The 26,448-nt window shown below is 70.6% G+C and carries 22 protein-coding genes; 14 read left to right on the top strand and 8 right to left on the bottom strand.

The window, feature by feature from the left end; translation table 11 throughout:
- Positions 1-530, top strand: a 530-nt coding sequence (locus ACIQU6_RS40245) for an ATP-binding protein (RefSeq protein ID WP_403486889.1), incomplete at its 5' end; no start/stop codon positions are given.
- A gap of 119 nt (positions 531-649) precedes the next feature.
- Here ACIQU6_RS40245 and ACIQU6_RS40240 read toward each other — a convergent pair.
- Together ACIQU6_RS40240 and ACIQU6_RS40235 are read right to left on the bottom strand one after the other, a co-directional pair.
- A complete protein-coding gene (locus ACIQU6_RS40240; RefSeq protein ID WP_403486887.1) occupies positions 650-1,666 on the bottom strand; it encodes a PE-PGRS family protein in 1,017 nt (338 codons plus the stop codon).
- A 66-nt stretch (positions 1,667-1,732) separates the two neighbouring features.
- Positions 1,733-2,065, bottom strand: coding sequence for a WXG100 family type VII secretion target (locus tag ACIQU6_RS40235; RefSeq protein ID WP_403486886.1), 333 nt, complete (start codon positions 2,063-2,065; stop codon positions 1,733-1,735).
- Between the two features lie 362 nt (positions 2,066-2,427).
- Here ACIQU6_RS40235 and ACIQU6_RS40230 point away from each other — a divergent pair, with 362 nt between their 5' ends.
- Together ACIQU6_RS40230 and ACIQU6_RS40225 are read left to right on the top strand one after the other, a co-directional pair.
- Positions 2,428-2,784 carry a hypothetical protein gene (locus tag ACIQU6_RS40230; protein WP_403486884.1) on the top strand — a complete coding sequence of 119 codons (357 nt, stop codon included), beginning with the start codon at positions 2,428-2,430 and terminating at the stop codon, positions 2,782-2,784.
- Between the two features lie 146 nt (positions 2,785-2,930).
- Positions 2,931-3,518, top strand: a complete 588-nt coding sequence (locus ACIQU6_RS40225) for a hypothetical protein (protein ID WP_403486882.1) — start codon at positions 2,931-2,933, stop codon at positions 3,516-3,518.
- A gap of 91 nt (positions 3,519-3,609) precedes the next feature.
- On the opposite strand, the gene ACIQU6_RS40220 is transcribed toward ACIQU6_RS40225, so the two are convergent.
- From ACIQU6_RS40220 to ACIQU6_RS40210, 3 genes are all read right to left on the bottom strand, one after another.
- On the bottom strand, positions 3,610-4,659 hold the full coding sequence (locus ACIQU6_RS40220; RefSeq protein ID WP_403486880.1) for an SUKH-4 family immunity protein: 1,050 nt from the start codon (positions 4,657-4,659) through the stop codon (positions 3,610-3,612).
- On the bottom strand, positions 4,656-6,899 hold the full coding sequence (locus ACIQU6_RS40215) for an ATP-binding protein (protein ID WP_403486878.1): 2,244 nt from the start codon (positions 6,897-6,899) through the stop codon (positions 4,656-4,658). The genes ACIQU6_RS40220 and ACIQU6_RS40215 overlap by 4 nt, the downstream gene beginning before the upstream one ends.
- A 566-nt stretch (positions 6,900-7,465) precedes the next feature.
- Positions 7,466-7,870, bottom strand: a complete 405-nt coding sequence (locus tag ACIQU6_RS40210) for a hypothetical protein (protein ID WP_403486876.1) — start codon at positions 7,868-7,870, stop codon at positions 7,466-7,468.
- Positions 7,871-8,104: 234 nt separating this feature from the next.
- Here ACIQU6_RS40210 and ACIQU6_RS40205 point away from each other — a divergent pair, with 234 nt between their 5' ends.
- Together ACIQU6_RS40205 and ACIQU6_RS40200 are read left to right on the top strand one after the other, a co-directional pair.
- Positions 8,105-8,416, top strand: coding sequence for a hypothetical protein (locus ACIQU6_RS40205; RefSeq protein WP_403486874.1), 312 nt, complete (start codon positions 8,105-8,107; stop codon positions 8,414-8,416).
- Positions 8,413-9,201 carry a WXG100 family type VII secretion target gene (locus tag ACIQU6_RS40200; protein WP_403486872.1) on the top strand — a complete coding sequence of 263 codons (789 nt, stop codon included), beginning with the start codon at positions 8,413-8,415 and terminating at the stop codon, positions 9,199-9,201. The genes ACIQU6_RS40205 and ACIQU6_RS40200 overlap by 4 nt, the downstream gene beginning before the upstream one ends.
- A gap of 133 nt (positions 9,202-9,334) precedes the next feature.
- Here the strand turns inward: ACIQU6_RS40200 and eccCa are convergent, their stop codons facing one another.
- Positions 9,335-13,297 (bottom strand): type VII secretion protein EccCa, encoded by a 3,963-nt coding sequence (gene eccCa / locus ACIQU6_RS40195; RefSeq protein ID WP_403486870.1) that lies wholly within the window; start codon positions 13,295-13,297, stop codon positions 9,335-9,337.
- A 254-nt stretch (positions 13,298-13,551) separates the two neighbouring features.
- On the opposite strand from eccCa, the gene eccD reads away from it, so the two are divergent.
- The 6 genes from eccD (at position 13,552) to ACIQU6_RS40165 (ending at position 20,622) form a co-directional block, all read left to right on the top strand.
- On the top strand, positions 13,552-15,015 hold the full coding sequence (gene eccD / locus ACIQU6_RS40190; protein ID WP_274912906.1) for a type VII secretion integral membrane protein EccD: 1,464 nt from the start codon (positions 13,552-13,554) through the stop codon (positions 15,013-15,015).
- 152 nt (positions 15,016-15,167) lie between these two features.
- Entirely contained in the window at positions 15,168-15,455 is a 288-nt protein-coding gene (rpsO, locus tag ACIQU6_RS40185; RefSeq protein WP_274912905.1) for a 30S ribosomal protein S15, read from the top strand.
- 294 nt (positions 15,456-15,749) lie between these two features.
- Positions 15,750-17,972: a polyribonucleotide nucleotidyltransferase gene (locus tag ACIQU6_RS40180; protein WP_403486867.1), complete on the top strand. Its 2,223-nt coding sequence runs from the start codon at positions 15,750-15,752 to the stop codon at positions 17,970-17,972.
- Entirely contained in the window at positions 17,969-19,348 is a 1,380-nt protein-coding gene (locus ACIQU6_RS40175) for a M16 family metallopeptidase (RefSeq protein WP_403486865.1), read from the top strand. Before ACIQU6_RS40180 ends, ACIQU6_RS40175 begins: the two co-directional genes overlap by 4 nt.
- 42 nt (positions 19,349-19,390) lie before the next feature.
- Complete coding sequence (gene dapB, locus ACIQU6_RS40170; RefSeq protein ID WP_403486863.1) at positions 19,391-20,143, top strand: 4-hydroxy-tetrahydrodipicolinate reductase; 753 nt, start codon at positions 19,391-19,393, stop codon at positions 20,141-20,143.
- A 2-nt stretch (positions 20,144-20,145) separates the two neighbouring features.
- Positions 20,146-20,622, top strand: coding sequence for a hypothetical protein (locus ACIQU6_RS40165; RefSeq protein WP_403486861.1), 477 nt, complete (start codon positions 20,146-20,148; stop codon positions 20,620-20,622).
- Positions 20,623-21,326: 704 nt separating this feature from the next.
- Here the strand turns inward: ACIQU6_RS40165 and ACIQU6_RS40160 are convergent.
- Both ACIQU6_RS40160 and ACIQU6_RS40155 read right to left on the bottom strand, forming a co-directional pair.
- Entirely contained in the window at positions 21,327-21,878 is a 552-nt protein-coding gene (locus ACIQU6_RS40160; protein ID WP_403486859.1) for a PH domain-containing protein, read from the bottom strand.
- A 117-nt stretch (positions 21,879-21,995) separates the two neighbouring features.
- Complete coding sequence (locus ACIQU6_RS40155; RefSeq protein ID WP_274912899.1) at positions 21,996-22,235, bottom strand: hypothetical protein; 240 nt, start codon at positions 22,233-22,235, stop codon at positions 21,996-21,998.
- A 241-nt stretch (positions 22,236-22,476) separates the two neighbouring features.
- Here ACIQU6_RS40155 and thyX point away from each other — a divergent pair, with 241 nt between their 5' ends.
- From thyX to ACIQU6_RS40140, 3 genes are all read left to right on the top strand, one after another.
- Complete coding sequence (gene thyX / locus ACIQU6_RS40150) at positions 22,477-23,223, top strand: FAD-dependent thymidylate synthase (protein WP_274912898.1); 747 nt, start codon at positions 22,477-22,479, stop codon at positions 23,221-23,223.
- Positions 23,224-23,445: 222 nt separating this feature from the next.
- Positions 23,446-24,345 carry a 4-hydroxy-tetrahydrodipicolinate synthase gene (gene dapA, locus ACIQU6_RS40145; RefSeq protein ID WP_274912897.1) on the top strand — a complete coding sequence of 300 codons (900 nt, stop codon included), beginning with the start codon at positions 23,446-23,448 and terminating at the stop codon, positions 24,343-24,345.
- Positions 24,346-24,459: 114 nt separating this feature from the next.
- Complete coding sequence (locus ACIQU6_RS40140) at positions 24,460-26,145, top strand: ribonuclease J (protein ID WP_403486856.1); 1,686 nt, start codon at positions 24,460-24,462, stop codon at positions 26,143-26,145.
- Positions 26,146-26,448 lie beyond the last annotated feature (303 nt).

The following is a 26,448-nucleotide window of genomic DNA, read 5'->3' as shown; positions in this document are numbered from 1 at the left end:
ACAGCACAGTCCGCTCTTCCGGGGTATCTTCCCGAATCCGCGAAACCCACGCCGGGGTGGGCGAGTTCGCGATGCGCTTCACCTCCACGCCGCGCGGCGCCCGGCTGGCCCGCCGGCTGTCGTCGCACCGTCTCGACGAGTGGGGGTATCCCTACGACGGCGAGATCAACGAGGTCGTGACCGCCGTCGTCGGGGAACTCGCCGCCAACGCCGTACGCCACGGCCACGTCCCGGGACGGGACTTCGCGCTGTGTCTGACGGTGTCCCGCGCCGGCGACGTCCTCCGCTTCCGTGTCGAGGTGTCCGACACCCGAAGCGAGCGCCTGCCCGTCGTCGGCGCGGACGGAGAGGGTGGAGAGGGTGAGGCCGGGGCAGGGGCAGGGGAGCGTGGTGTGCTCGCGGAGAGCGGGCGGGGGCTGCTGATCGTCGGGCGCCTCGCGGACCGATGGGGCGTTGTGCCGCGGCCGGGTGGCCCGGGGAAGACCGTGTGGGCCGAGTGCGTCGTCGGGGCGGGTAGGGCGAGGAGCTGAGGCGGCGGGTCCAAGTCGACGCGACCCGGCGGGAGTTGGCCGGAGACGACGACAGAGCCGCTGCGTCGCCGACCCGGGCGGTCGAAGTGCAGCGGCTCTGCGGGGGAAGCGGCAGGGGCTCAGCCGAAGACGTCCTCGACGCTGCCCTTGACCTTCTCCTTGACGGCGTCGGTGGCTCCCTGATGACGGGTGGCGGCACCGCCGGTGCGGGCGTCGACCTGCTTCTGGGACTCGTTCAGGCCGCGGTCGGTGAGGTCCTTGCGGGCGTGGTCGATATACGTCTTGGGGTTGGTGAGATCGTCCGCACCCTCCTTGACGCCCTTGACGTATTCGCCGGCCTTGTCCTTGGCGATGTCGGCGGTTTCGTCCAGCTTGATGCCATCGCGTTCACCGAAGTGGGTTTCGATGGTTTGCTGGGCGATGTTCTGGCCCATCTCCTTGCCGGCTTCTTTGGCCTTCTCCTTGGCCGCGTCGACGACCTTTTCCTTGACGGTTTCCTTCACCGTCTCCTTGACCTGCTGCTTGGCGTAGTCGGTGACGACCTTGCGGGCCTCCTTGGAGACCGCCTTCTTCGCCAACTTCTTGATGGCGTCCATGGTGGCGTGTTCCATGGCCTTGGTCGCCGCCTTCATGACCTCGTGCTTGATCTTGTCGAGGATCTGGCGAACGATCAGCCGGGTCGCCTGGGTGGCGCCGGCCGCGGCGAGTTCGGACGCCCCGAAGGTGAAGGGGGCGGCGGCCTGTGCCGCGATGATTTCGGCGGCCAGCATGACGAGTTGGACGATGACCGCGATCTTGCCGGCGACTACGGCGATGGCCGCCGCGTCGAACGCGTCGGCGATGATTCCGGCGGCCTCCGCGGCGTCACGGAGATAGTGGTCCCCGGAGCTGCCGCCGGCGCCGCCACCACCGAATGCGCCCCATTCCTTGCTGAAGCCCTCGATGGCGTCACCGGCGTTGGCGGAGACGACCTGATTGGCGGCCAGCGAGCCCTGCTCTTGCGTCTGGTTTACCGATTCGGCGAAGTTGCGCCAGATCTGGGCGCATTCGTGGAGCTTGTCCTCGTCGGCGCCCGGCCAGTCGTAGCCGAGGAGGTTCAGCACCCAACTGACCTCGCTTGGCAGTGTCAATGCCACGGTGTGTGTCCCCCGCGCGGTGGTAGTCGATTGTTATGGAGAGGGAGCGAGCGGAACGGGGGTGCGTCAGATCTGCGGGCGGCCGGCCGCGCTGATGGTGTGGATGCCCTGCTCGTCGGAGTCGGTGTACGAACGGGCCATGGTGTCGAGGTTGTGACCGATGCCTTCGAGGCGCTCACCGAGGGAGTCCATCGACGTGAACATCCCGTCCCGGACGGGGACGTAGATCGTGTCGAAGAGATCGCCGAAGTCGCAATCCTTCCACGGGCTTTCCATGGCCTTGAGGTCGTCCTGGAGTTTCTTCGACGCCTTGGTGAAATCGGTGCCGATCTGGACAAAAGCGTTTCCCTGCGTCCGCAGGACGTCCGGGTCTACGTCAAATTCCTGGCCGGCCATCATCGCCCCCGTCTTTCAGGTGCACTCCGCACCCTGCTCGTCACGCCTAACGGTCTCACATTAGGCGATCTGCGTGGCGGCATGTCAAGGCACCCGATGCGGTCATCGCCGAATCGGGGGACGGGGGGTAACGGCGCCTGGAATTTGGTGAATTGGGGCGTCGGGGGCTCTGTCAGGAACTCGTGGAATCGGTGAATCGTGGGGCGAAAGGGTGGTGAGCGTGATCAGGGCGTGAGGGTGCGGTGGACGGGTGGTGTGCCTGCGTCCGGATATACCGTCCAAGATGGGCGGTGGCGGCGTCAACGGCGTGCGCGTCAAAGTGGCGACAAGGAGCCCCGAGTGTCCGTCCCGTAGCATTTCCGTTCATGGACATACCCGACGCGACCGACAGCGGTCAGCCCGATCGGCGCGATGAGCCCCTCCCGGAGAGCGAGGACGAGGGCGAGGTCGAGCGCGGGAGCCGCACCGGACTGACGCCGCGTCAAGCGCGGGTCGTACGGGTCGCGTTGGCCTCGACGATGATGGCCGCGATGGCGGTGCTGCTCGTGTTGCGGTTGGCGTCCCGCGGGTCGGTGTTGGTCGTCGGGGTGTACGGAGCGGCGCTCGTGCTCTGCGGGGTCGTCATCGAACTCGCGCGTAACGGGCGTACGCGGCTGGGTAGTTGGCTGCTGGGCGTCGGGCTGGCCGCCGCGTTGGCGGCGGACTGGTTGCTGTTGCCCTGAGAGGCCGGGGCCCGGGGTACGGATGAGGGCGGGGAGAGCCGTCCCTGAACGTCCGGGCTCGCAGGGGCGGAACCACGGAGGGCTGCGGTGGAGTCATCCTCTCCTGATACAAGTGAGACCGGTGTGTCGAGATCCGAGGAGTTGTCGTGTGGTTCGGTAGGCGTCAGAAGGTGCAGGGGTTCGGAGCCGTGGTGCTGGCCATGTCCTTCGCGCTGGCGGGGTGCGGGACGAGTGCGAAGCAGAGCGCCGAGGGCGCCCTGCCACCGGCCGACAGCATGCCGACGGAGCTCAAGACCGTGACCAACAAGCCGTCCAGCACGCTGCCTCCCAAGAAGTGCAAGTCCACCGCGGACCGGCCCTCGGGCTGGTGTGACAGCGCCGTGGCGGGCAGCCATGTCGCGTACGGGAACACTGACCGGAGCAAGCGGGCCGTCTTCGACGCGGTCGCGTACCACAACGACACCGCGGCCAAGAAGGCGTTCCGGAAGTGGAAGACCTTCGTCGAGGGCCACGCGTCCAAGTACCGGGTCCTGAACGGCGACACGTTCGGGTCCGACAGCGTGGCGTTCGTGGGTACCACGGGGGCGAGCCGGGACGACCAGGGGGCCGTTGTCCTCGCGGGCTCGTTCGTCGGCACGGTGGACTACCTCGGCAGCGGCAAGCAGGACGCCGTCGACGCCACGTTGAGCAAGATGGCGAAGACCTTCGCCGAGCGGATGCAGAAGCAGGGCTAGCCCCTTTCCCTCCCAGGGCGTCCAGCCCTCTCCCGACGGGGGTTGCCTCGGCCCGCACCGGCTGCAGGCAACCCCCGTCGGCTCAGGGCGATCAGAACAACCCGTGCCACATCTGCTCGGTCACCAGGGACCACCAGTTGTCGGGGTTGTCCAGGGCCCAGGAGTCCAGGGAGACGAGGCGTTCCTGGAAGGTGGCGAGGGCGGCGCCCGAGGCGTAGGGGTCGAGGGGCGGGAGTTGCCGGCGGGTGGTGACGAGGAGGGCGAGGGAGCGGAGGTGGGCGGCGAGGGAGCGGTTGACGAAGCGGGCGCCGCCGGTGCCGGGTTGGATCGCCCAGACGGTGCCGAGCTGGCTCGGGTCGTCCTCCGGGGCCGTGCACTGGACGGCGAGGGTGTAGAGGCCGTCGGTGCCGAGGCGGACGTATCCGGTGAGGATGTCGAGGGTTTCCGGTCGGGCGTCGGCGCCGGATTCCCGGAGGTGGGTGGCGACGTCGGCGAACAGGCCCCCGGCCGGCGGGGTTTCGGGGGCGTCGGCGGTGAAGAAGTAGGGGACGTGGGCGGGGAGGCCCGCCTCGGTGAGGGTGGCCCGGGTGTCCTCCGGGAGCGCGGTGGCGGCCAGCGTCTCGGCGCCGGGGCGGCGGAGGCCGTCGGGGCCGAAGACCTCGGCCAGGTGCGCGCCGAGGTCCGCGGGGGACAGCGGCGGCGCGGGGGCGACGGCCTGCGGGACGGGCGCGCGGTGCGGCGCGGGCGGCGCCGGGCGGCCGGCGAGCTGGTGCATGGTCTGGATGTGCCCGAGCAGGTCGGCGATGCCCGCGGCGCGCTCCTCGGGGCGCAGGCCGTACTCCGCGGTGCAGGAGAACGCGGCGTTGGGGAAGGCGCGTAGCACGAAGTCGCCGGTGTAACCGCCGGGCAGCATCGTCGGGCGCAGGTCGGTGTGGACCGCGCGGACCGAGGCCCCGTCGACGCCCAACCGTCGTAGCTCGTCGTGGAGTTGGTACTCGGCGGGCGGCAGGCCGGGCCGGGAGACCTTGGCGAGGCTGCTCTCCTCGCCGGTGGACGGGGCGACGTAGGTCGCCACGGCGGTGTTGCCGGGCCCGGTGACCGGCGGCTGGGCGGCGGCGTCGGCCGGTGCCTGGGTGTTCACGAGGGGTCTCCTTCGGGGCCGTGGGCGCTGCCGGTGGCAGCGGCGGCGTCGGGGGACGCGGTGGTGTGGGTGGGGAGGGGGGAAGCGGCGGTTTGCGTGGTTCCGGTGGCTTCCGGGGCCGCTGTGGCCTCTGTTGAGGGTGTGGCGGGGGCCGGGACGAGGAGCTGGCGAGCTGTCACGCCGCGGGCCGTGGCCGCGAGCAGGATGCCCTCCGGCGAGAGGTCGGCGTCCTGGAACGGGGAGTCGGAGAGCAGCGCGGTGACCACCTCTCCGCTGTCCCTGGACCACACCCGCAGGTAGTCGGCGCCGCGACTGAAGCCGTACGGGGCCGCCGCCCGCTGCTCCTCCGACGGGCCCAACACCTGGGCGGGGTCGGCCTCGACGTACCCGGGGCGGAGCAGGTCATGGAGGAGGAGGGCGAGGGGGGCGGGGGTAGCGGTGGTGTCCGGTGCGTCCGACGTGTTCGGGGAGTCCGAGGTGTTCGCCGGGGCCGGCAGCGGGCGGGAGCCCGGCGTACCGGCGGGGACGATCAGCGCGGCGACGGGGCGGGCGGCGACGGGACGAGTGGGGTCCTGGTGGGCCTCGTCGGGCGTCGTCGGCCGCTGGGGCGGGAGGTAGCCGCTCGTCACCGAGGTGACGCCCCGCAGCGGCAGGCTCCACAGGGTGCGCCACGGCAGGGCCAGGTCCAGCCCGTGCACCGCCTCCGCGTACGCCGGCAGGCCGTCCTCGACGAACGCGGTCTCCAGCAGCGCGGCCCGCATCTCGGCCGGGGCCTCGGAGCGGGTGAACAGCGGCGCGGTGCGCAGGTACGTGCGGGCCGGCGCGCCCAGTTGGTCGAGCGGCACGGCCTCCATGGCGGTGCGCAGCGTCACCGGGTCGGCGTAGGTGAACAGGCCCGGGTCGGTGAGGAGTTGGGGGAGCAGGCCGGCGTCGAGGGTGTGCGCGGCCAGGTGGTCGCGGACGTAGGGGTCGGCCCGGGACCAGTCCTGTTGGGGGACCGCCTCCAGCAGTGCCATGGCGATCCTGGTCTGGGCGTCCCGGGGGTCGGGGATGCCGGAGCGGATCTCGGCGGCGAGGGCCGGGTGCGTCAGGCGGATCAGCGTGCGGGCCGGGGCGGCGTCCGCGTCCCCCTCATGCTCCTCGTGACCGTCACGACCGGCGTCCGGGTCCGCCTCCGCCGGGCGTTCCACCGGCTCCACGAACGGGGCGGCGAGCAGCATCCCCTCGGCGAGGACCTGGCCCATGTCGCGCCCCGCGACGGCGGTCGCCAACGGGTGCCACAGGTGGACCGGGAGCCCGTCGCCCTCGGCGAACGCGAGGGGGGCCAGCATCTGCCGGAGCGTCGGTCCGTCCGAGCCCAGCCGGCGGGCGTGCAGATCGAGCACCTCGCCGACGCTGCCGGGCAGTTGGGCCTCGTCGGCCGGGTCGAAACCCTCGGAGTGGGTGAACAGCGACCGCGTGGCCAGATGGAGGGTGAGCCGACTGCCGTTCGCCCGTTGGGCCAATGCCTCGGCCAGCGCCCTACGGGCGGCCGGGTCGGTGGTGAACGGCAGGTCGGGGGCGCCCGCCTCCGGCGTGAGCGCGGTCTCGGCGTGCAGGACCAGGCCCTCGGGGTCGGCCCACTCGGGCTCGTCGAGGTCGATCACCTGCACCTGGCCGGGCGGCAGCGCGCCGGCCAGCTCGGCGGCGAGTTCGCGGGGGGCGTCGGTGAGCAGGTGGATCGTCGGGGTCGCGGCGAGCGGGGTGAGGACCTCGCGTACCAGGCGCGCCGGCTCGTCGGCGGCGCGCACCGGGCCGGCGAGGTCCACGTCCGGTACGACGACCGTCAACGGCTCCTCGCGGGCGGCGAGTTCGGGGAAGACGTCCGCCGCGCGCCCGGCGGGCAGGTCGAGGTGGTCGGCGAGGAGCCAGAGCGTCTGCGCGGCCGTGCGGCCCCGCGGGTAGGGCACCGCCGGGGCCGGGAGGTCCGGGGGGACCGTCGCCGGGTCCATGTCGTCCAGCGGGAGCTGCTTGCGGTAATCCGGGTCGCACATCATCAGGAAGCCCGCGATCACACGGGAACGCCCGCTGCCCGGGCTGCCGGTGAGCACGACGACGCGGGGGGCGCCCGGCCACCGCATGCGCCAGGCGGCGAGCGCGCGGAGGACCGCGGTGCGGCCGCCGATGAACGGGTGGGGCGCGTAGTGGTCCGTCTTGCCGGCAGCTTCGGCCGAGGAGCTCATGACTGTCTCGTCCCCCATTGATCCCGCCTTCCACTTCCGTGGATCCGTGCGTGTACTGGCTAGATCCTATGATCCGGGTCGGGTGGACGGGACGGCCGAGGGGTGGCTGTTCCGGAACCGGGACAGAATCCGGGCCGGCGGGTGGGGCGGAAACCGGTGCGGAGTGGGGTGTTACCGGTGGGGCGGGTGGTGAGTGAACGCAGTGGAACCGAGCGAGTGAGGGGATCGGTATCCGCCCTCGCCGCCTTACGTCTCTTGATCCCTTTAACCCGCCCTTACATCCTCTTGGTTCCCCTATTCCCGATTTGTAAATTGCGGGCGGTGTCGTGCGTTTGTGCGCCGGAGTGTTTGCCGGCGCGCTATTCGGAACGTGATCCAGCGGGGATTTGACGTTCGCGGGAGGCGCCGGATGCCGAACAGCGAGCTTCGGACGCCGAACGGGGCATGCCGAACCGGGCGTGAAATCCGGATGATTACGGACAGAGTGAGGGGTGATCGGGGACGGAAAACCCTCCGCCCCCACCGCGCCGGTCGCTCGCGCACCGGCCCGACGGGGGCGGATCGTCCTGGCCGTCCCGCGGGCCTCAGCGGTGGCCGCGGCCGGGGGCGCCCCGGCGCGGGCCGGTGACGAGGTTGAGGCTCGGGCCGTCGCGCTCGGCGCGCTCGCGGTCCTCCTCCTCTTCCTGCTTCTTCTGCCACTCGACGAACTTGGCGTGGGACGCCTCCCGCTCCTCCGCCGTCTGGTTCTCGGCCGCCCGCCGGATCTGGCCCAGCCGGTCGCCCAGCGCGTCCATGTAACCGGGCGTCTCGATGGCCTCCTTCATGCCCATCCGGCCCGAGAGCACCTCCTTGGCCATCTCCTGGAGCTTGCCACCCACATTGGGGTTCTCCGCGAGCACCTTCAGCGCCTTCCGCAGCCGGTGCGCCTGCTCCTGGTCATGGGCGACGTCCATCAGATCCTCGTCCTGGATCTGCCGCTCACTGCTCATCACTGCCCCCTTGTACGTGGTGGCACAGCAACCGCGCGTGCTGTACCGGCGTCCCGAGTGTAATGACGGACGTGAACGGGTCGTCAAGGCAGGGTTGTCGCTATTGCCGCATATTGCTCCGGGGGCGCTTCGCGCGCGCTCGGAATCCGTTCCGCGCGGGGCTTCAGGGGTATTGCGGGTGTGCTAGGACTGAGGCGATGTTCAGCAGGTCGCTGTCATTCAATTCGGGGAGAAATGATGTCCGATGAAGTCCGGCTCAGTACCGAGGCGTTGCACAAGCTCGGTACGACCTTTGAGATCCGTGCGGAAGAACTGAGCCGGCAACTGGACGCATTCAGACGGCGGGCGGACGCGGAGGCGCTCCGCGACGGTTTCGGCAGCGACGAGGAGGCCCGGCCGCACCGCGAGCTGTTCGAGGAGGCCGAGCGCGCGCTGGCGCAGCTCCAGCAGCGGCTGGCCGAGGTCGGCGCCGACATCAAGGAGACCGCCGCCAACGCGCAGGCGGCCGAGGACGAGCTGGTCGAGATGATGCGGAGCGTCAAGTGACCGAACCACGACGCAATCCCCACGCGCTGCACGAGGCGGCGGCCGGCTGGCGGGACATGGGCAAGCACCTGGACGGGCTGGTCCGCGACCTCGACCGGCACGTGGGCACCGCCGCCGCGGCCGACTGGCACGGCCCGGCCGGTGAGGCGTTCGCCGCCGAGTGGCACCAGTTGAAGCGGTCCGTCGACGACTCGCTGCCGGCCTTCGAACTGGCCGCGGCCGACCTGGACAGCGCGGCCACCCCCCACCACACCGGTGGCGCCGACGACAGCCACGACACCGCCTCCGCGGGCACCGCGCAGCAGGGCGACGGCCAGTCGTCCGGCCCCCAAGTCGCCTACGGCTTCATGGCGTTGGGCCAGCTCGCCAACGGGCTCGGCGGCGCGCTCGGCAAGCGCGGCCGGGGCGGCGGCGGGGGCGGCCAGAGCCAGGTGCCGCAGCTCCGGCACCAGTGGGAGTCGTCCTCGGCCGCCCACGGGCCCGACCCGTTCGGGACGCCCGGGGACGGCGAGGCCGCGACGCGCGGCGGCGAGGGCCTGGCCAAGGGCGTCCGGACGAACCCGGCCGAGGCCCAGCGCGAGGCGGAGCAGCAGGAGGCGAGGGCCGCCGCGCAGCGGCAGAAGGCCGGGGAGAAGGCCGGAGAGAGGACGGGGCAGAAGCCGGCGGAGGGGAAGCAGGCCCCGGCCACCGACAGGGCCGGCGGGCAGCGCGCCGACGCAAGCGCCGACAAGGCCGACGACAAGACCCCCGGCCCCGACGTCACCCAACACGGCGCCTTCGGCTGACCCGTAGGTCGCCCCGCAGCCGCACCGCACGCGAAGGCACCCCAACACACCGGTGGGGCGCCCCTCCCACGAGGGGCGCCCCACCGCCGTCATACGGGCCACCGGTCACCGACGACCGGCTACCGGCCCCCGGTCACTGCCCGCGCAACGGCAGGAAGCCCGTCTGGACGAGCTGCGCGCCGCGCTTGCGGGTGATGAACATGCCTCGCCCCGGCGTCAGTTGCTGACCCTTGATGTTGCCCATCAGCGGGCCCTCGGCCGGGTCGGCGGACAGGATCAGGCCCTGCGCGCCGAGCTCCTTGGAGCGCTGCATGACCGGCTCGAACGAGGAGCGGCCGGCCCCCGAGGAGCTGCGCGCCAGGATCAGGCGCAGACCCAGGTCACGGGCGAACGGCAGGTACTCCAGCAGCGGTTGCAGCGGGTTGCCGCTGCTGGTCGCCACCAGGTCGTAGTCGTCGACGATCACGAACGCGTCCGGCAGGTCGTACCAGCTGCGGTTGCGCAGCTGTTCCGGCGTGACGTCCGGACCCGGCATGCGCCGGCCCAGCGAACCGGCCAGCCCCGAGATGACCTCCTGCAACTGCGGCCCCGCGGCACAGTACTTGTACACGTGCGAGTCGGGGAGCTCGCCGAGCAGCGCGCGCCGGTAGTCGGAGACCACCATCAGCGCCTTGTCAGCCGCGTACCGCTCCGCGATCTGCTTGGTCAGCATGCGCAGCAGCGAGGACTTGCCGGACTCGCTCTCGCCGTAGATGACCAGCAGCGGGTCGGTCTCGAAGTCGATGAACGCCGGGGACAGCGTGGTCTCGTCGACGCCGATCGCGATGCCGTGCTCCGGGTAGTCGGCGCCCCGGGGCAGGTCGGAGGCGTGCAGCATGGTCGGCAGCATCCGCACCTTGGGGGCGGGCTCGCCCTGCCAGTGCTCGTTGACCGTCTGCACCAGGTTGGCGACGCCGTCGCTCAGGGTCTCCGGGTCGCTCATGCCGTCCAGGCGCGGCAGCGCCGCCAGGAAGTCCAGCTTGTCCGGGGAGAGACCGCGACCCGGCTTGCCCATCGGGACGTTCTCCGCGCGCTTGCGGTCGAACTCCGACTCCATCGGGTCACCCAGGCGCAGCTCGACGCGGTTGAGGAGCTGGTCGCGCAGGGCGGGACGGACCTCGGTGTAGCGGGAGGCGCCGATGATGAGGTGGACACCGAAGCCGAGACCCCGGCCGGCGATGTCCAGGATCACCGGGTCGAGCTGCTCGTAGTCGGTCTTGAACGTGCCCCAGCCATCGATGATGAGGAAGACGTCGCCCCACTTCTGGTCGGGGAAGGCGCCCGCGGCCCGCCGCTGGCGGTAGGTCGCGATGGAGTCGACGTTGTTGGAGCGGAAGAACTCCTCGCGCTCGTTGAGGATGCCGGTGACCTCGGCGACCGTACGGCGGACCTTCTCCGCGTCCAGACGCGAGGCGACCCCGCCGACGTGCGCCAGGCCCTCCATGCTCAGCATGCCGCCGCCGCCGAAGTCCAGGCAGTAGAACTGCACTTCGGCCGGGGTGTGGGTGAGCGCGAACCCGGCGATCGCGGACCGGATCAGGGTCGACTTGCCGGACTGCGGACCACCCACGACCAGGCCGTGACCGGCACCGGCGGAGAAGTCCAGGTACATCACGTCACGCCGCTGCTCGAACGGCTTGTCCACCAGCGCCACCGGCACCACCAGCTTGCCCAGCGCGGTGTACTCCGGCGCGTGCACGCCCCGTTCGGGGGTGACGGCCAGCGCCGGCAGCAGCTGGTTGACCGTGGGCGGCTCCTCCAGCGGCGGCAGCCACACCTGGTGGGCCGGCGGGCCCTGGCCCTGCATCCGCTGGACCATGACGTCCAGGACGGTGTCGGCCAGCGCGTCGTCGACCTCGTTGGGGTCCGGCTCGATCGGGGTCGGGTCCTCGATGATCTGCTCGATGACCGGGGCCGCGGTGAACGGCACCGGCAGCCGGTTCGACCCGCCACCGCCACCGCCGGCGCGCCCGCCGCCGTTCGGCCCCCGGTACGTGCCGGAGACGTAGGCGGCCTTGAACTGGACCATGGTCTCGGTGTCGTACTTCAGGATGCCGGAGCCGGGGACGTTCGGCAGGTGGTAGGCGTCCGGCACACCGATCGCGGTGCGCGACTCGGCGGCCGAGAAGGTGCGCAGACCCAGGCGGTAGGAGAGGAAGGTGTCCAGACCGCGCAGCTTGCCCTCTTCCAGACGCTGCGAGGCGAGCAGCATGTGCACACCCATGGACCGGCCGATGCGGCCGATCTGGATGAACATCTCGATGAAGTCGGGCTTGGCGGCGAGCAGCTCGGAGAACTCGTCGATGATCATCACCAGCGACGGCAGCGGGTCCAGCGGAGCGCCGGCGGCCCGCGCCTTCTCGTAGTCGGTGATGTTGGCGTAGTTGCCCGCCGAGCGCAGCAGCTCCTGGCGGCGCTGGAGTTCACCGGTGATCGAGTCGCGCATGCGGTCGATCAGCGTGACGTCCTCGCCGAGGTTGGTGATGACCGCCGCGACGTGCGGCATGTCCGCCATGCCCGTGAAGGTGGCGCCACCCTTGAAGTCGGCGAGGATGAAGTTCAGGGTCTCCGAGGAGTGCGTGACCGCGAGCGCGAGCACCAGGGTGCGCAGCACCTCGGACTTACCGGAACCGGTCGCACCGACGCACAGGCCGTGCGGGCCCATGCCCTGCTGCGAGGCTTCCTTGATGTCCAGCATCACCGGCTGGCCGTCGCGGTCGACACCGATCGGCACCCGCAGCCGCTCGGCCAGCGTCCGGGGACGCCAGGTGCGCGAGACGTCCAGCGTGCCGGCGTCGCCGATGTTGAGCAGGTCGGTGAAGTCGAGCGCCGACAGCAGCGGTTCCTCGCCGTCCGCCCCCGCGCCGGCCCGCAAGGGCGCCAACTGGCGGGCCAGCGCCTCCGCTTCGGAGATCGACAGGGTGTCGCACACGCCGTGGTAGACCGCACCGCTCGCGGACTCCAGCACCAGCTTGCCCGGCCACACCTGCACGGCCAGGCCGCCGCGGATCTCGTCGAGGTCGCCCGGCACGATCTCCAGGATGGTGACGCCCTGGAGGCCCTCGGCCCCGGCGATCACCGAGTCCATCGGGACGTCACCGCCGTCCAGCACGACGATGACGTGCGGGGTGTCGGTCACCGGCTGGCCCTGCGGGTTGAACCGCCCGCGGCCCTCCAACTCGTCCGCCAGCAACTCCTCGATCTCACCGAGGTCTCCGACGACCAGGCGGCGGGTGCCGGCGCCGTCGGTGGTCTTGTCCTGGACCTGCGGCAGCCACTTCGTCCACTCCCACTCGGCCTGCGCACCCGGCGCGGCCACCACGGCCACCACCAGGTCCTCGGGCGAGTGCAGGGTGCACAACTGGGCGATGAGGGCGCGGGAGGCGCCGTAGACAGTGTCCGGGTCACCTGAGACGGTCAGGTGGTAGAAGGCGCGCAGCGACACCGCCAACGGGAGGCTCTCCAGATGGCCGTGCTTGTCGAGGAACTCCTTCATCGCGTGCGCGGTCAGCGGCTCCAGCTCGTCGACCGGCGCGGTCTCCGGCGCGCGCAGCGGCGTGCCGAGCTGCTGCGGCCCCAATCCCAGGCGCACTTGGGCGAAGTCCGGGTCGTTCACCCGGCGTTCCCACACCCGCTTGCCCTCGGCGACCACGGACCACAACTGGCTCGGGTCGGGATGGGTGAAGAGCTGTGCGTCCCGCTGCCTGCGCGCGGTGCGCCGCACCTCTTTCCGCTTCTGCGCAAGGTACTTGAGGTAGTCCTGGCGCTCCTGGACCATCTGTCCGGAAGGCCCCTGGCGGGACTTGACGATCTGCATGATCGCCATCGACAGCGTGGCAGCAACCATAAAGCCGCCCATGATCTTCATGAACGGCTGGTTCCCCATGAACAAGAAGCCGGCCGAAGACGCCATGCCCATCATGGGCATGAAGGTCATCAGCAGACTTTCCGGTTCTCCCTGCCGGGGGAGTTCCGGCGGTGCCTCAAGTACCACCTCCTCCGAGGGGACTTCAGGTGGAAGCGCGCGGGGCGGGCGCTTGACGATGACAACGCTCACCGAGGCATCAGTCCTTCATGCATCTCGCAGTCTCGGACCGCCCCCGTTGGATTCGACGGTCCCCCGAGCCAAGTCCTTGGCCCGACGCAGGCGTTGATCCTACTGTTAGGCGTCAAGTCAAGGGGTGGGTGGGGCAAGGCCCCGATCGGACGGTACGCTGACGCCCCGCGAGCGCGCCACAGCCCCGTACGGATGGCCTTATATATAGGGCGCGCGACGCGACAAAACGCCCAACGGATAGGGGGAACCGCCAGGTGAGCACGAGCACTGGCACCGGCTTCTGCCGGGTCACTGTCGCCGCGCCGGACGCACGGATCGACGTGGCACTGCCGGAGGACGTGGCACTCGTCGATATCTACCCGGAGATCCTGCGGCTCTCCGGGCAGTCCCAGACCGAGGGCGCCCCGACCGGGTACCACCTCGTACGGCGCGACGGCACCGTCCTCGACGCCGGGCAGTCGCTCGCGCAGCAGCAGATCCTCGACGGCGACCTGCTGTTGCTGAAGCCGTTCGCGGAATCGCTCCCGCTACCCGTCTTCGACGACGTCTCCGACGCCATCGCCTCCGCGGTCAAGCAGAACCGCAGCCGCTGGAGCGACGACCTGATGCGGGTCGTCGGCCTCAGCGCCGGCGTGCTGCTGTTGGTGATGATGGCGTTCGCGCTGTGGTTCTCGAACCCGGTCAACCGCGACATGCACCGGCTGCCCGGCATCATCGCCGGCGTGGTCGGCGTCGTGCTGGTCGCCCTGTCCGGCGTCCGCGCCCGGGTCTACGACGACCACGCCTCCTCGATCGCGCTGGGCTTGGCGTCGCTGCCGCACCTGCTCATCGCCGGCTCCGGCATCTTCCCGGTCGACGCGGGCGGCGGCCCCGGCCGGCTCCACCTGCTCGTCGGCTGCGTGACCGTACTGATCGCCTCCGTGCTCCTGGTGGTCATGCTGCCGCGCGGTGACGCTCCCTTCGTCGCGGCCGCGTTCCTCTCCGCCATCGGCACCCTCTCGGTCTTCGCCGCGATCCTCACCGACGCCGCCCCGATCGAGGTCGCCGCAGTCACCGCCGTGGTCTCCATCGCCCTGGTGGCCTGGCTGCCCAGCCTCTCCGCGCGCTTCGCCCGGCTCCCGATCGGCTACCAGTCGCCCGACCAGATCGCCAAGGGCGCCCTGGAGAGCGGCTCCGAGGCCGAGTCCGTCGACTTCGTGAAGATCGGCAACCAGGCCAAGCGCGGCCACGAGCTGCTGCTGGGCCTGGTCGCCGGCTGCTCCGCCCTGGTCGTCGGCTCCGCCGGCGTCGTCCTCGGCTTCTCGGACAACGTCTGGGCCCAGGTCATGGCGCTCGCCGCGGGCATCACGATCATGCTGCGCGCCCGGCTCTTCGACTACACCGCGCAGGTCGCCTGCCTGACCATCGCCGGCATCCTCACCATCGTGCTGCTCGTCCTGGGCATCGCGCTGCACCCGCCGACGGACATCTTCGTCACCCTGGAGCGCTTCCAGGACTCCGGCCCGCTGAACGTCCGCACCGTCTGGTTCTCCAGCAGCATCGCGGTGGGCGCGGCCATCCTCGTCGGCGTCGGACTGATCGTCCCGAAGAAGGGCGTCACCCCCTTCTGGGGCCGGATCTTCGACATCTTCGACGGCCTGGTCCTGCTGTCCCTGGTGCCGCTGTGCCTGGCGGTGCTCAACGTCTACAACACCGTCCGCGGCCTGACCGGCAACTAGCCGCGGCACCGGACCTCACGACGGCCCCTCGACCACCTGGTCGGGGGGCCGTCGCCAACTGGTACGCTGTGTGACGGTCCACTGGAGTAATCAAAGATTCCCTGTGTAGTAAGTCCAGGGGCGCTCGTGGACCGGAACCCCAAGGAGTACGGATGTCGCTCGACGTCGCCACGAAGAAGCAGATCATGGCCGAGTTCGCCACCAAGGAGGGTGACACCGGCTCCCCCGAGGTCCAGGTCGCGCTGCTCTCCCGCCGCATCTCGGACCTGACCGAGCACCTCAAGACCCACAAGCACGACCACCACTCCCGCCGTGGTCTGCTGCTGCTCGTCGGCCAGCGCCGCCGCCTGCTGCAGTACCTGGCGAAGAAGGACATCACGCGCTTCCGCGCGCTGGTCGAGCGCCTGGGCATCCGCCGCGGCGCGGCGGGCGCCAAGTAAGACGCCGTAGAGGGAGCGGTTCCCGCCGGGGGCCGCTCCCTTTGCCGTACGCACCGGACACCGGTACCACCGCATGGTGGACGGATGCTTTGTAGTCTGGTGCCATATCGCAAAAGCGAACGCGGTAGAGCGCCCCTAGGCCGCCGGTCCTCGGTAGTGGCCCCCGGACCGCCCGTGGTCACCCCATGCGGCAGCACCCCGGGTGCTTCGATCGAAGACCGGCCCGCACCGGCGCTCCACCGAAGACGGTCCGCTGCCACACGGGCAGCGGACGCAGACGAGGAGATATTCCTGGTGGAGAACGAGACCCACTACGCCGAGGCCGTTATCGACAACGGTTCGTTCGGCACCCGCACCATCCGCTTCGAGACGGGCCGCCTGGCCAAGCAGGCCGCCGGCTCCGCCGTCGCGTACCTGGACGACGACACCATGGTGCTGTCGGCCACCACCGCCTCCAAGCAGCCGAAGGACCAGCTGGACTTCTTCCCGCTGACCGTCGACGTCGAGGAGCGGATGTACGCAGCCGGGAAGATCCCCGGCTCCTTCTTCCGCCGTGAGGGCCGCCCCTCCGAGGACGCCATCCTCACGTGCCGCCTCATCGACCGGCCGCTGCGCCCCTCCTTCAAGAAGGGCCTGCGCAACGAGATCCAGATCGTCGAGACGGTCATGGCGCTCAACCCCGACCACCTCTACGACGTGGTCGCCATCAACGCCGCCTCCTGCTCCACGCAGCTCGCCGGCCTGCCCTTCTCCGGCCCCGTCGGCGGCACTCGCGTCGCCCTGATCAACGGCCAGTGGGTGGCGTTCCCGACCCACACCGAGCTGGAGGACGCGGTCTTCGACATGGTCGTGGCCGGCCGGGTGCTGCCCGACGGCGACGTCGCGATCATGATGGTCGAGGCCGAGGCCACCGAGAAGACCATCGAGCTGGTCAAGGGCGGCGCCGAGGCCCCGACCGAAGAGGTCGTCGCGGCCGGCCTGGAGGCCGCCAAGCCGTTCATCAAGGTCCTGTGCAAGGCCCAGTCGGACCTGGCCGCCAAGGCCGCCAAGCCGGTCGGCGAGTTCCCGATCTTCCTCGACTTCCAGGACGACGTCCTGGAGGCGCTCACCAAGGCCGTCAAGAGCGAGCTGGCCCAGGCGCTCACCATCGCCGGCAAGCAGGAGCGCGAGGCCGAGCTCGACCGCGTCAAGGCGCTCGCCGCCGAGAAGCTCCTCCCGGACTTCGAGGGCCGCGAGAAGGAGATCTCCGCCGCGTACCGCGCGCTGACCAAGTCCCTGGTCCGCGAGCGCGTCATCAAGGAGAAGAAGCGCATCGACGGCCGCGGCGTCACGGACATCCGTACGCTCGCCGCCGAGGTCGAGGCGATCCCGCGGGTACACGGCTCCGCGCTGTTCGAGCGTGGCGAGACCCAGATCCTGGGCGTCACCACCCTCAACATGCTCCGCATGGAGCAGCAGCTGGACACCCTCTCCCCGGTGACCCGCAAGCGCTACATGCACAACTACAACTTCCCGCCGTTCTCCGTCGGTGAGACCGGCCGCGTCGGCTCCCCCAAGCGCCGCGAGATCGGCCACGGCGCGCTCGCCGAGCGCGCCATCGCGCCGGTGCTGCCGACGCGCGAGGAGTTCCCCTACGCGATCCGCCAGGTCTCCGAGGCGCTGGGCTCCAACGGCTCGACGTCCATGGGCTCGGTCTGCGCCTCGACGATGTCGCTGCTGAACGCCGGTGTGCCCCTCAAGGCCCCGGTCGCCGGCATCGCCATGGGCTTGATCTCCCAGGAGATCGACGGCCAGACCCACTACGTCGCCCTCACCGACATCCTCGGTGCGGAGGACGCCTTCGGTGACATGGACTTCAAGGTCGCCGGCACCAAGCAGTTCGTGACCGCGCTCCAGCTCGACACCAAGCTCGACGGCATCCCCGCCTCGGTCCTGGCCGCCGCGCTGAAGCAGGCCCGCGACGCCCGCCTGCACATCCTCGACGTGATGAACGAGGCCATCGACGTCCCGGACGAGATGTCGCCGAACGCGCCGCGGATCATCACCGTCAAGATCCCGGTGGACAAGATCGGTGAGGTCATCGGCCCCAAGGGCAAGATGATCAACCAGATCCAGGAGGACACCGGCGCCGACATCACGATCGAGGACGACGGCACCATCTACATCGGTGCCGCCGACGGCCCGGCCGCCGAGGCCGCCCGCGCCACGATCAACGGCATCGCCAACCCGACCATGCCGGAGGTCGGCGAGCGCTACCTGGGTACCGTCGTCAAGACGACCACCTTCGGTGCGTTCGTGTCCCTGCTCCCGGGCAAGGACGGCCTGCTGCACATCTCGCAGATCCGCAAGCTGGCCGGCGGCAAGCGCGTCGAGAACGTCGAGGACGTGCTCGGCGTGGGCGCCAAGGTCCAGGTCGAGATCGCCGAGATCGACCAGCGCGGCAAGCTCTCCCTGATCCCCGTGATCGAGGACGAGGACGCCGCCGAGGACGACACGAAGGACGACGCCGCCAAGTGACGTCCCGCACGCACGCGACGACGGCCCGCACCTCCTCGGAGGGGCGGGCCGTCGCCCGTACCCAAACGCTTCTGAAGGGCACCGCGGGGGCCGGCACGGTCCGCCGCACCACCCTCCCCGGCGGCCTGCGCGTCGTCACCGAGACGCTGCCCACCGTCCGCTCGGTCACCTTCGGGATCTGGGCGCACGTCGGCTCCCGCGACGAGACGCCGTCCCTGAACGGCGCCACCCACTACCTGGAGCACCTCCTCTTCAAGGGCACCGAGCGCCGCTCCGCCCTGGACATCTCGGCCGCCGTCGACGCGGTCGGCGGCGAGATGAACGCCTTCACGGCGAAGGAGTACACCTGCTACTACGCGCGGGTGCTCGACACCGACCTGCCGCTCGCCATCGACGTGGTGTGCGACATGCTCACCGGCTCGCTGATCGAGAGCGCGGACGTCGACGCCGAGCGCGGGGTGATCCTCGAAGAGATCGCGATGACCGAGGACGACCCGGGCGACTGCGTGCACGACCTGTTCGCGCACACCATGCTCGGCGACACCCCGCTGGGCCGCCCGGTCCTGGGCACCGTCGACACCGTCAACGCGCTCACCGCCGACCGCATCCGCCGCTTCTACAAGAAGCACTACGACCCCACGCACCTGGTCGTCACCGCCGCCGGCAACGTCGACCACGCCAAGGTCGTCCGGCAGGTGCGCCGCGCCTTCGAGCGGGCCGGCGCGCTGGGCCGCCCGGAGGCCACCCCGCTCGCCCCGCGCGGCGGCAACCGCACCCTGCGCACCGCCGGCCAGGTCGAACTGCTCAACCGCCGGACCGAGCAGGCCCACGTGGTCCTGGGCATGCCCAGCATGTCCCGCAACGACGACCGGCGTTGGGCGATGGGCGTGCTGAACACCGCCCTGGGCGGCGGGATGAGCTCCCGCCTCTTCCAGGAGGTCCGCGAGAAGCGCGGCCTGGCCTACAGCGTGTACTCCTTCACCTCGGGCTTCGCCGACTGCGGCCTGTTCGGCGTCTACGCCGGCTGCCGGCCCAACCAGGTGCACGACGTGCTCAAGATCTGCCGCGACGAGCTCGACACGGTGGCGTCCGAGGGCCTCACCGACGACGAGATCCGGCGCGCGATCGGCCAGTTGCGCGGCTCCACGGTCCTCGGCCTGGAGGACACCGGCGCCCTGATGCACCGGCTCGGCAAGAGCGAACTGTGCTGGGGCGAGCACATGTCGGTCGACGAGGTGCTGGCCCGGATATCGGCGGTGACCCCGGACGAGGTCCGCGCGGTGGCCCGTGATGTCCTGGGCGCACGCCCCTCGCTGTCCGTCATCGGCCCCCTGAAGGACCGGCAGGCGGCCCGCCTCGACGACGCCGTCGCCTAGGCCGCGGCGGGCAGCCCCACCACACAGAGAAGCGGAGATTCGATGAGCAAGCTGCGCGTGGCCGTCCTGGGAGCCAAGGGGCGCATCGGCTCCGAGGCCGTCCGGGCCGTCGAGGCCGCCGACGACATGGAGCTGGTCGCGGCCCTGGGCCGCGGCGACAAGCTGGAGACGCTGGTCGAGGCCGGCGCCCAGGTCGCGGTCGAACTCACCACCCCCGACGCGGTGATGGACAACCTCGACTTCTGTCTGCGGCACGGCATCCACGGCGTGGTCGGCACCACCGGCTGGACCGAGGAGCGCCTCGCGCGCCTGCACACCTGGCTCGACGCCGCCCCCGGCGCGGGCGTGCTGATCGCCCCGAACTTCTCCATCGGTGCGGTCCTCACCATGCGCTTCGCGCAGCAGGCGGCCCGCTTCTTCGAGTCCGCCGAGATCGTCGAACTGCACCACCCGAACAAGGCGGACGCGCCGTCCGGCACCGCCGCCCGCACCGCCCGGCTGATCGCCGAGGCCCGCGCGGCGGCCGGTTGCCCGCCCCAGCCGGACGCCACCAGCACCGCGCTGGACGGCGCCCGCGGCGCGGACGTGGACGGCGTCCCCGTCCACTCGGTCCGGCTGCGCGGTCTCCTGGCCCACCAGGAGGTGCTGCTCGGCGGGGTGGGCGAGACCCTCACCATCCGCCACGACTCCCTCCACCACAGCAGCTTCATGCCGGGCATCCTGCTCGGCGTGCGCCGCGTGGTGTCCGCTCCGGGCCTGACGATGGGCCTGGAGAACTTCCTCGATCTGGACTGACCATGGGCGGAAAGATCACCTACGTCTTCCTCGCCACTGTGCTGGTGCTTGTCTTCGGCGTGGTGGCGATGGAGGGCGTGCTCCTCCTGCTGACCGGTGAACCGGCGGCGATGGGCATGGGCGCGGTGGCCTTCGTCCTGCCGTTCCTGGGCGGCTGGTTCCTGTGGGCCAACACCCGCTTCGCCCGCGATGCGAACCGGCTGGCCCACGAACTGGCGGCGGAGGGCGGCCTGCCCGACGAGGACCTCGCGCGCACCCCCGGCGGCCGGATCGACCGGGACGCGGCCGACGCGGCCTTCGCCCGCCGCCAGGCCGAGACCGAGGAGGCCCCCGGCGACTGGCGCACCTGGTTCCGGCTCGCCGTCGCCTACCGGGACGCCCGGGACACCCCCCGCGCCCGCAAGGCCATGCAACGCGCTATCGCCCTGCACGACGGCCGTCCCCTCCCCGGCGACCCCCACCCCACCCGCACCACCTAACCCCACACCCCCCACAAACCCCGACCGCCCGGACCCGTACACAACTTCCTTACGGGGACGGGCGGTTGCCGTCGCCGTCGCTTGGGTGGGTGGGCGTGATGGCTGGGATGGTTGGGGTTGCTTGGCGCTGGTGGCGACGGTGACGGTGGCGGTGACCTGGGAGCGTGCTGCCCCAGGTGGTCACCCTTGCCTGGGTGGTGACCCTTGTCTGGGTGGTTGCGCCGCGCTGGGCGGTCGCATGGCCCTGGGCGGTCGGGTCGCGCCGGGCCGTTGAGGCGTCCTGGACGGTTGCGCTGCCCTGAGCGGTCGCGCCGCCCCGGGCGTTCGCTCGCCCCAGATGGAGCCGCGCTGGCCCCGGGGGCGCGGCTTGGGCGGTCGGGCCGCGCCTGAGGTGGTTGCGCTGCCCCGGCGGCCAGAGGCGGTCGAGACGACCACCTTGCCCTGGGGGCACGTCGCCCCGGCGGCTGCGCCGACCTGGACAGCCGCGCTGCCGCAGGCAGTTGAGGTGATCTGGCCGGCCCCGCCGCAGCCGGTCCGCCGGCTCGGGCACCCGCGCGGAGCCTTGGGCCCCTCTGCGGAAGCCTGGTCGCCCTCTCCGGAAGCTTCGGCACCTCCCCGCGGAATACCACCCCGCCCCGCCACGTTCTGGCCGACAGGGGGCCCGCCCATCCCCTACGGGATCCGTTCCCCCACCCCCTAAGGCCCTAGCGGTACTCGGCCGCCCACGCCTCCAGCGCGTCGACGGCGCCCTTGAATGCCTCCGCGCGGCCGAGGAAGTCCCCGTTGCGGTCGGTCACCAGCACGCGCAGCGGCTCGCCGGACGCCCGGTCCACGCGCAGCGCCTGGCCCTGCACCGTCCGCGGCAACCCCAGCCAGCGCACCGGCTGTTGGGTGGTGCGCACCGCGGTGACCGCGGACCACGGCAGGGTCGTGGTCCGCAGCAGGTTCACCTGCCGCAGCCCCTGGGCGCTCACCCAGATCCCGACCCGTACCAGCCGCAGTGCCAGCGCGACCACCAGCAGCCCGACCACCGCGCACACCGTCGCCCCGATCGGCGCCCCGGCCAGCGCGATGATCAGCGCCGAGAGCAGTACGAACGAGGCGAGCAGCAGAAACACGGCCGCCGTCCCCACCCGCCACGGTCCGGGGCGGTAGGGACGGCGCCAATGGTCGGGGTCGAGATCCGACGGGGGTACGGGATCCGCGCGGCCGTCGGCCTGGAGGGCGCGGTCGGCCGTCAGGAAGGGCAGGGGCACGGCTGGTCCTCACTCGGGGCTGGTCAGCACGCGGGGCACGCCGACGGAAGCTGTGAGCGGTGAGGCTATCGGGAGCGGCGGGGCGGAACCACCCGGTGGCCCGCCCCGCCCGCCCGGTCAGCGGTGCGCGGCCTCGGACTGGTGCACCCCGGTCGCGCCGGAGGTGTCCTGCTGGAGGGCGGGCAGGCCGAACAGCAGGGAACCTGTCAGGCCACCTACCACGGTGAGGGTGATCAGGAACTGGCCGACGAGCTGCGTACGCGAAGGACGCGGACGCGGCGGGGGAGTGATATTGCTGCGGAACCGGTCTGCCTCGGCAACGAAGGCGAACGGGACGGGCTCTCGCCGGCGGAACATGAGGGGGCTCTCCTTGGAACCTCGAAGTGGGCACTGTCACAGGTAGAGACGTCTGAGGCGTCCGTTTGGTGCCCGTTTTCCGTTACTTCTGTGAAAAATATCAACCGCCGCCCGCCGCACCGCAGTCGGGGTCAGTGTTTGCCCGTTTTGCCGCTAACGCGGCATCAGTCGTCATTTCCTCGACTGTCAGTGGCGGGCCGTAGGCTTGGCGCGCACGAGGATCGAACGGAAGGAACCGCCGGTGTCCCACACCCCCGACAGCGCTGAGAGCGCCCCCGTCAGCTTCCGCAGTGAGGTGACGGTCGAGCTGGTCAAGCACAGCGCAGCAGACAGCGACGTGCTGTGGGCGGCCCGGGTCTCGACGGCCGGCGAGCAGTCCCTCGACGAGCTGACCAAGGACCCGGAGCGCTCCAAGGGCCTGATCAACTTCCTGATGCGGGACCGGCACGGCAGCCCGTTCGAGCACAACTCCATGACGTTCTTCATCAGCGCCCCGATCTTCGTCTTCCGCGAGTTCATGCGCCACCGCGTCGGTTGGTCGTACAACGAGGAGTCCGGCCGCTACCGCCAGCTTGAGCCGGTCTTCTACGTCCCCGGTGAGTCCCGCAAGCTGGTCCAGCAGGGCCGCCCCGGCAAGTACGAGTTCGTCGAGGGCACTGCGGCGCAGTCCGAGCTCACCGGCCGCGCGATGGAGGACTCCTACCGCCAGGCGTACGCCGCGTACCAGGAGATGCTCGCCGCCGGTGTGGCCCGCGAGGTGGCCCGCGCGGTCCTGCCCGTCGGCCTCTACTCCTCGATGTACGCCACCTGCAACGCCCGCTCCCTGATGCACTTCCTCGGTCTGCGCACCCAGCACGAGCTGGCGAAGGTGCCGTCCTTCCCGCAGCGCGAGATCGAGATGGTGGGCGAGCAGATGGAGGCCCACTGGGCCAAGCTCATGCCCCTCACCTATGCCGCCTTCAATGCGAACGGCCGCATCGCCCCGTAGGGACTCCGCCCCCGCGGGGCACGCCGCCGCCGGCACAACGAACGGGACGCCGACCACCGGAATACCCGTCCGAAGTGTCCGGATTGCGGCATTTTGAGAAGTTCATTTACGCTGAACAAACGGACCCGGCACTGCTTGAACCCCCGAGCAGGCAGTGCCGGAGTCCACCTCCCCGCTCCCCAGAGGAGCACCCCGCGGCGCCCTACGAGTAGCGTGGGACCCATGGCTCCGACTTCCACACCGCAGACCCCCTTCGGGCGGGTGCTGACCGCCATGGTCACGCCGTTCACGGCGGATGGCGCTCTCGATCTCGACGGCGCGCAGCGGCTCGCCGCCCACCTGGTGGACGCCGGCAACGACGGTCTCGTCGTCAACGGCACCACCGGAGAGTCCCCGACCACCAGCGATGCGGAGAAAGCCCAACTGGTCCGCGCCGTGGTCGAAGCCGTCGGCGACCGGGCCTTCGTCGTGGCCGGAGCCGGCACCAACGACACCCGCCACAGCCTCGAACTGGCCCGCGCCGCCCAGGACGCCGGCGCGCACGGCCTGCTCGCGGTGACGCCGTACTACAGCAAGCCCCCGCAGGAGGGCCTGCTGCGCCACTTCACCGCGATCGCGGACGCCACCGACCTGCCCGTGATGCTCTACGACATCCCCGGCCGCAGCGGCGTCCCGATCAACACCGACACCATGGTGCGGCTCGCCGAGCACCCCCGGATCGTCGCCAACAAGGACGCCAAGGGCGACCTCGGCCGCGCCAGCTGGGCCATCGCCCGCTCCGGCCTCGCCTGGTACAGCGGCGACGACATGCTCAACCTCCCGCTGCTCTCGGTCGGCGCGGTCGGCTTCGTCTCCGTGGTGGGCCACGTCGTCACGCCGGAGCTGCGCGCCCTCCTCGACGCCCACCTCAACGGTGACGTCACCAAGGCGACGGAGATCCACCAGAAGCTGCTGCCCGTCTTCACCGGCATGTTCCGGACCCAGGGCGTGATCACGACCAAGGCGGCGCTCGCCCTGCAGGGCCTGCCCAGCGGCCCGCTGCGGCTGCCCCTGGTCGACCTCTCGCCCGAGGAGACCGAACAGCTCAAGCGCGATCTCGCCGCCGGCGGGGTACAGCTCTAGAACACAGACTTCACAACTGAATACGGACCAACAAACGCCCTATAGCAAGTGCACGAATGTCATGCGCGCCACGTGCCTCGACGGCATCGTGGCGTGCGTGGTGAGGAGAGTCTTTTGAGTCATCCGCACCCCGAGCTCGGCGCCCCGCCGAAGCTCCCCGAGGGTGGCCTGCGCGTCACCCCGCTCGGCGGCCTGGGCGAGATCGGCCGCAACATGACGGTCTTCGAGTACGGCGGCCGGCTGTTGATCGTCGACTGCGGAGTGCTCTTCCCGGAGGAGGAGCAGCCCGGAATCGACCTGATCCTGCCGGACTTCACGTCCGTCAGGGATCGCCTCGACGACATCGACGGCATCGTGCTCACGCACGGCCACGAGGACCACATCGGCGGCGTCCCCTACCTCCTCCGGGAGAAGCCGGACATCCCGCTGATCGGCTCCAAGCTGACCCTCGCCCTCATCGAGGCCAAGCTCCAGGAGCACCGGATCCGCCCGTACACGCTGGAGGTCGCCGAGGGCGACCGCGAGCGGCTGGGCCCCTTCGAGTGCCAGTTCATCGCCGTCAACCACTCCATCCCGGACGCGCTCGCGGTCGCCATCCGCACCCCCGCGGGCATGGCGGTGCACACCGGCGACTTCAAGATGGACCAGCTCCCGCTGGACCGCCGGCTGACCGACCTCCCGGCCTTCGCCAAGCTGGGCGAGGAGGGGATCGACCTCCTCCTCACCGACTCCACCAACGCGGAGGTCCCGGGCTTCGTCCCGCCGGAGCGCGACATCTCCAACGTGCTGCGCCAGGTGTTCGCGAGCGCCGACAAGCGCATCATCGTCGCCAGCTTCGCCAGCCACGTGCACCGCATCCAGCAGATCCTGGACGCGGCCCACGAGTACGGTCGCCGGGTCGCCTTCGTCGGCCGCTCGATGGTCCGCAACATGGGCATCGCCCGCGAACTGGGCTATCTCAAGGTCCCCGCGGGCCTGGTCGTCGACGTCAAGACCCTCGACGACCTCCCGGACGACGAGGTCGTGCTGGTCTGCACCGGTTCCCAGGGCGAGCCGATGGCCGCCCTCTCCCGGATGGCCAACCGTGACCACCAGATCCGCATCGTCCAGGGCGACACGGTGATCCTGGCGTCGTCGCTGATCCCCGGCAACGAGAACGCGGTCTACCGCGTGATCAACGGCCTCAGCCGCTGGGGCGCGAACGTGGTCCACAAGGGCAACGCCAAGGTCCACGTCTCGGGCCACGCCTCGGCTGGCGAACTGCTGTACTTCTACAACATCTGCAAGCCGCGGAACCTCATGCCCGTCCACGGCGAATGGCGCCACCTCCGCGCCAACGCCGAGCTGGGGGCCCTCACGGGCATCCCCAAGGACCGCATCGTGATCGCCGAGGACGGTGTGGTCGTCGACCTGGTCGACGGCATCGCCAAGATCAGCGGCAAGGTCCAGGCCGGCTACGTCTACGTCGACGGCCTCTCGGTCGGCGATGTCACCGAGACCCACCTCAAGGACCGCCGCATCCTGGGCGACGAGGGCATCATTTCGATCTTCGTCGTCGTGGACAGCAGCACCGGCAAGACGGTGGGCGGCCCCAACGTCCACGGCCGGGGCTCGGGCATCGACGACAGCGACTTCCAGGGCGTCCTCCCGAAGATCGACGAGGCGCTGGCCAAGGCGGCCCAGGACGGCATCGCCGAGCCCCACCAGCTCCAGCAGTTGATCCGCCGCTCCGTCGGCAAGTGGGTGTCGGACAACTACCGTCGCCGCCCGATGATCCTTCCCGTGGTCGTCGAGGTCTGACGACCCGTACGAAGGTCCTCAAGTAGGAGCGGGGCGCCCGGATTTGCATCCAGGCGCCCCGCTCCAGTAGGTTTGCAGTTCCGCCTGAACGGGAAACGCCCCACGCCTGTGCGTACGGACGCCTCCCCGAGGGCACGGAGAATTCCGACCAGAGCAATCTGATAAAGTCGGAAAAGCCGAAAGGCAAGCCCCTTCGACGGGCAATTCAGAACGAAATTCGAACCGACCGCAGCTCCTCCCGGAGCCGCCCGGAACGAAAGAAGATCTGATAAAGTCGGAAAGGTCGAAAAGCGAAAGCGAAGC

Source organism: Streptomyces sp. NPDC090442 (assembly GCF_044769405.1).
Classification (GTDB): Bacteria; Actinomycetota; Actinomycetes; order Streptomycetales; family Streptomycetaceae; genus Streptomyces.
This window is presented reverse-complemented; position numbering and strand designations above follow the sequence as displayed.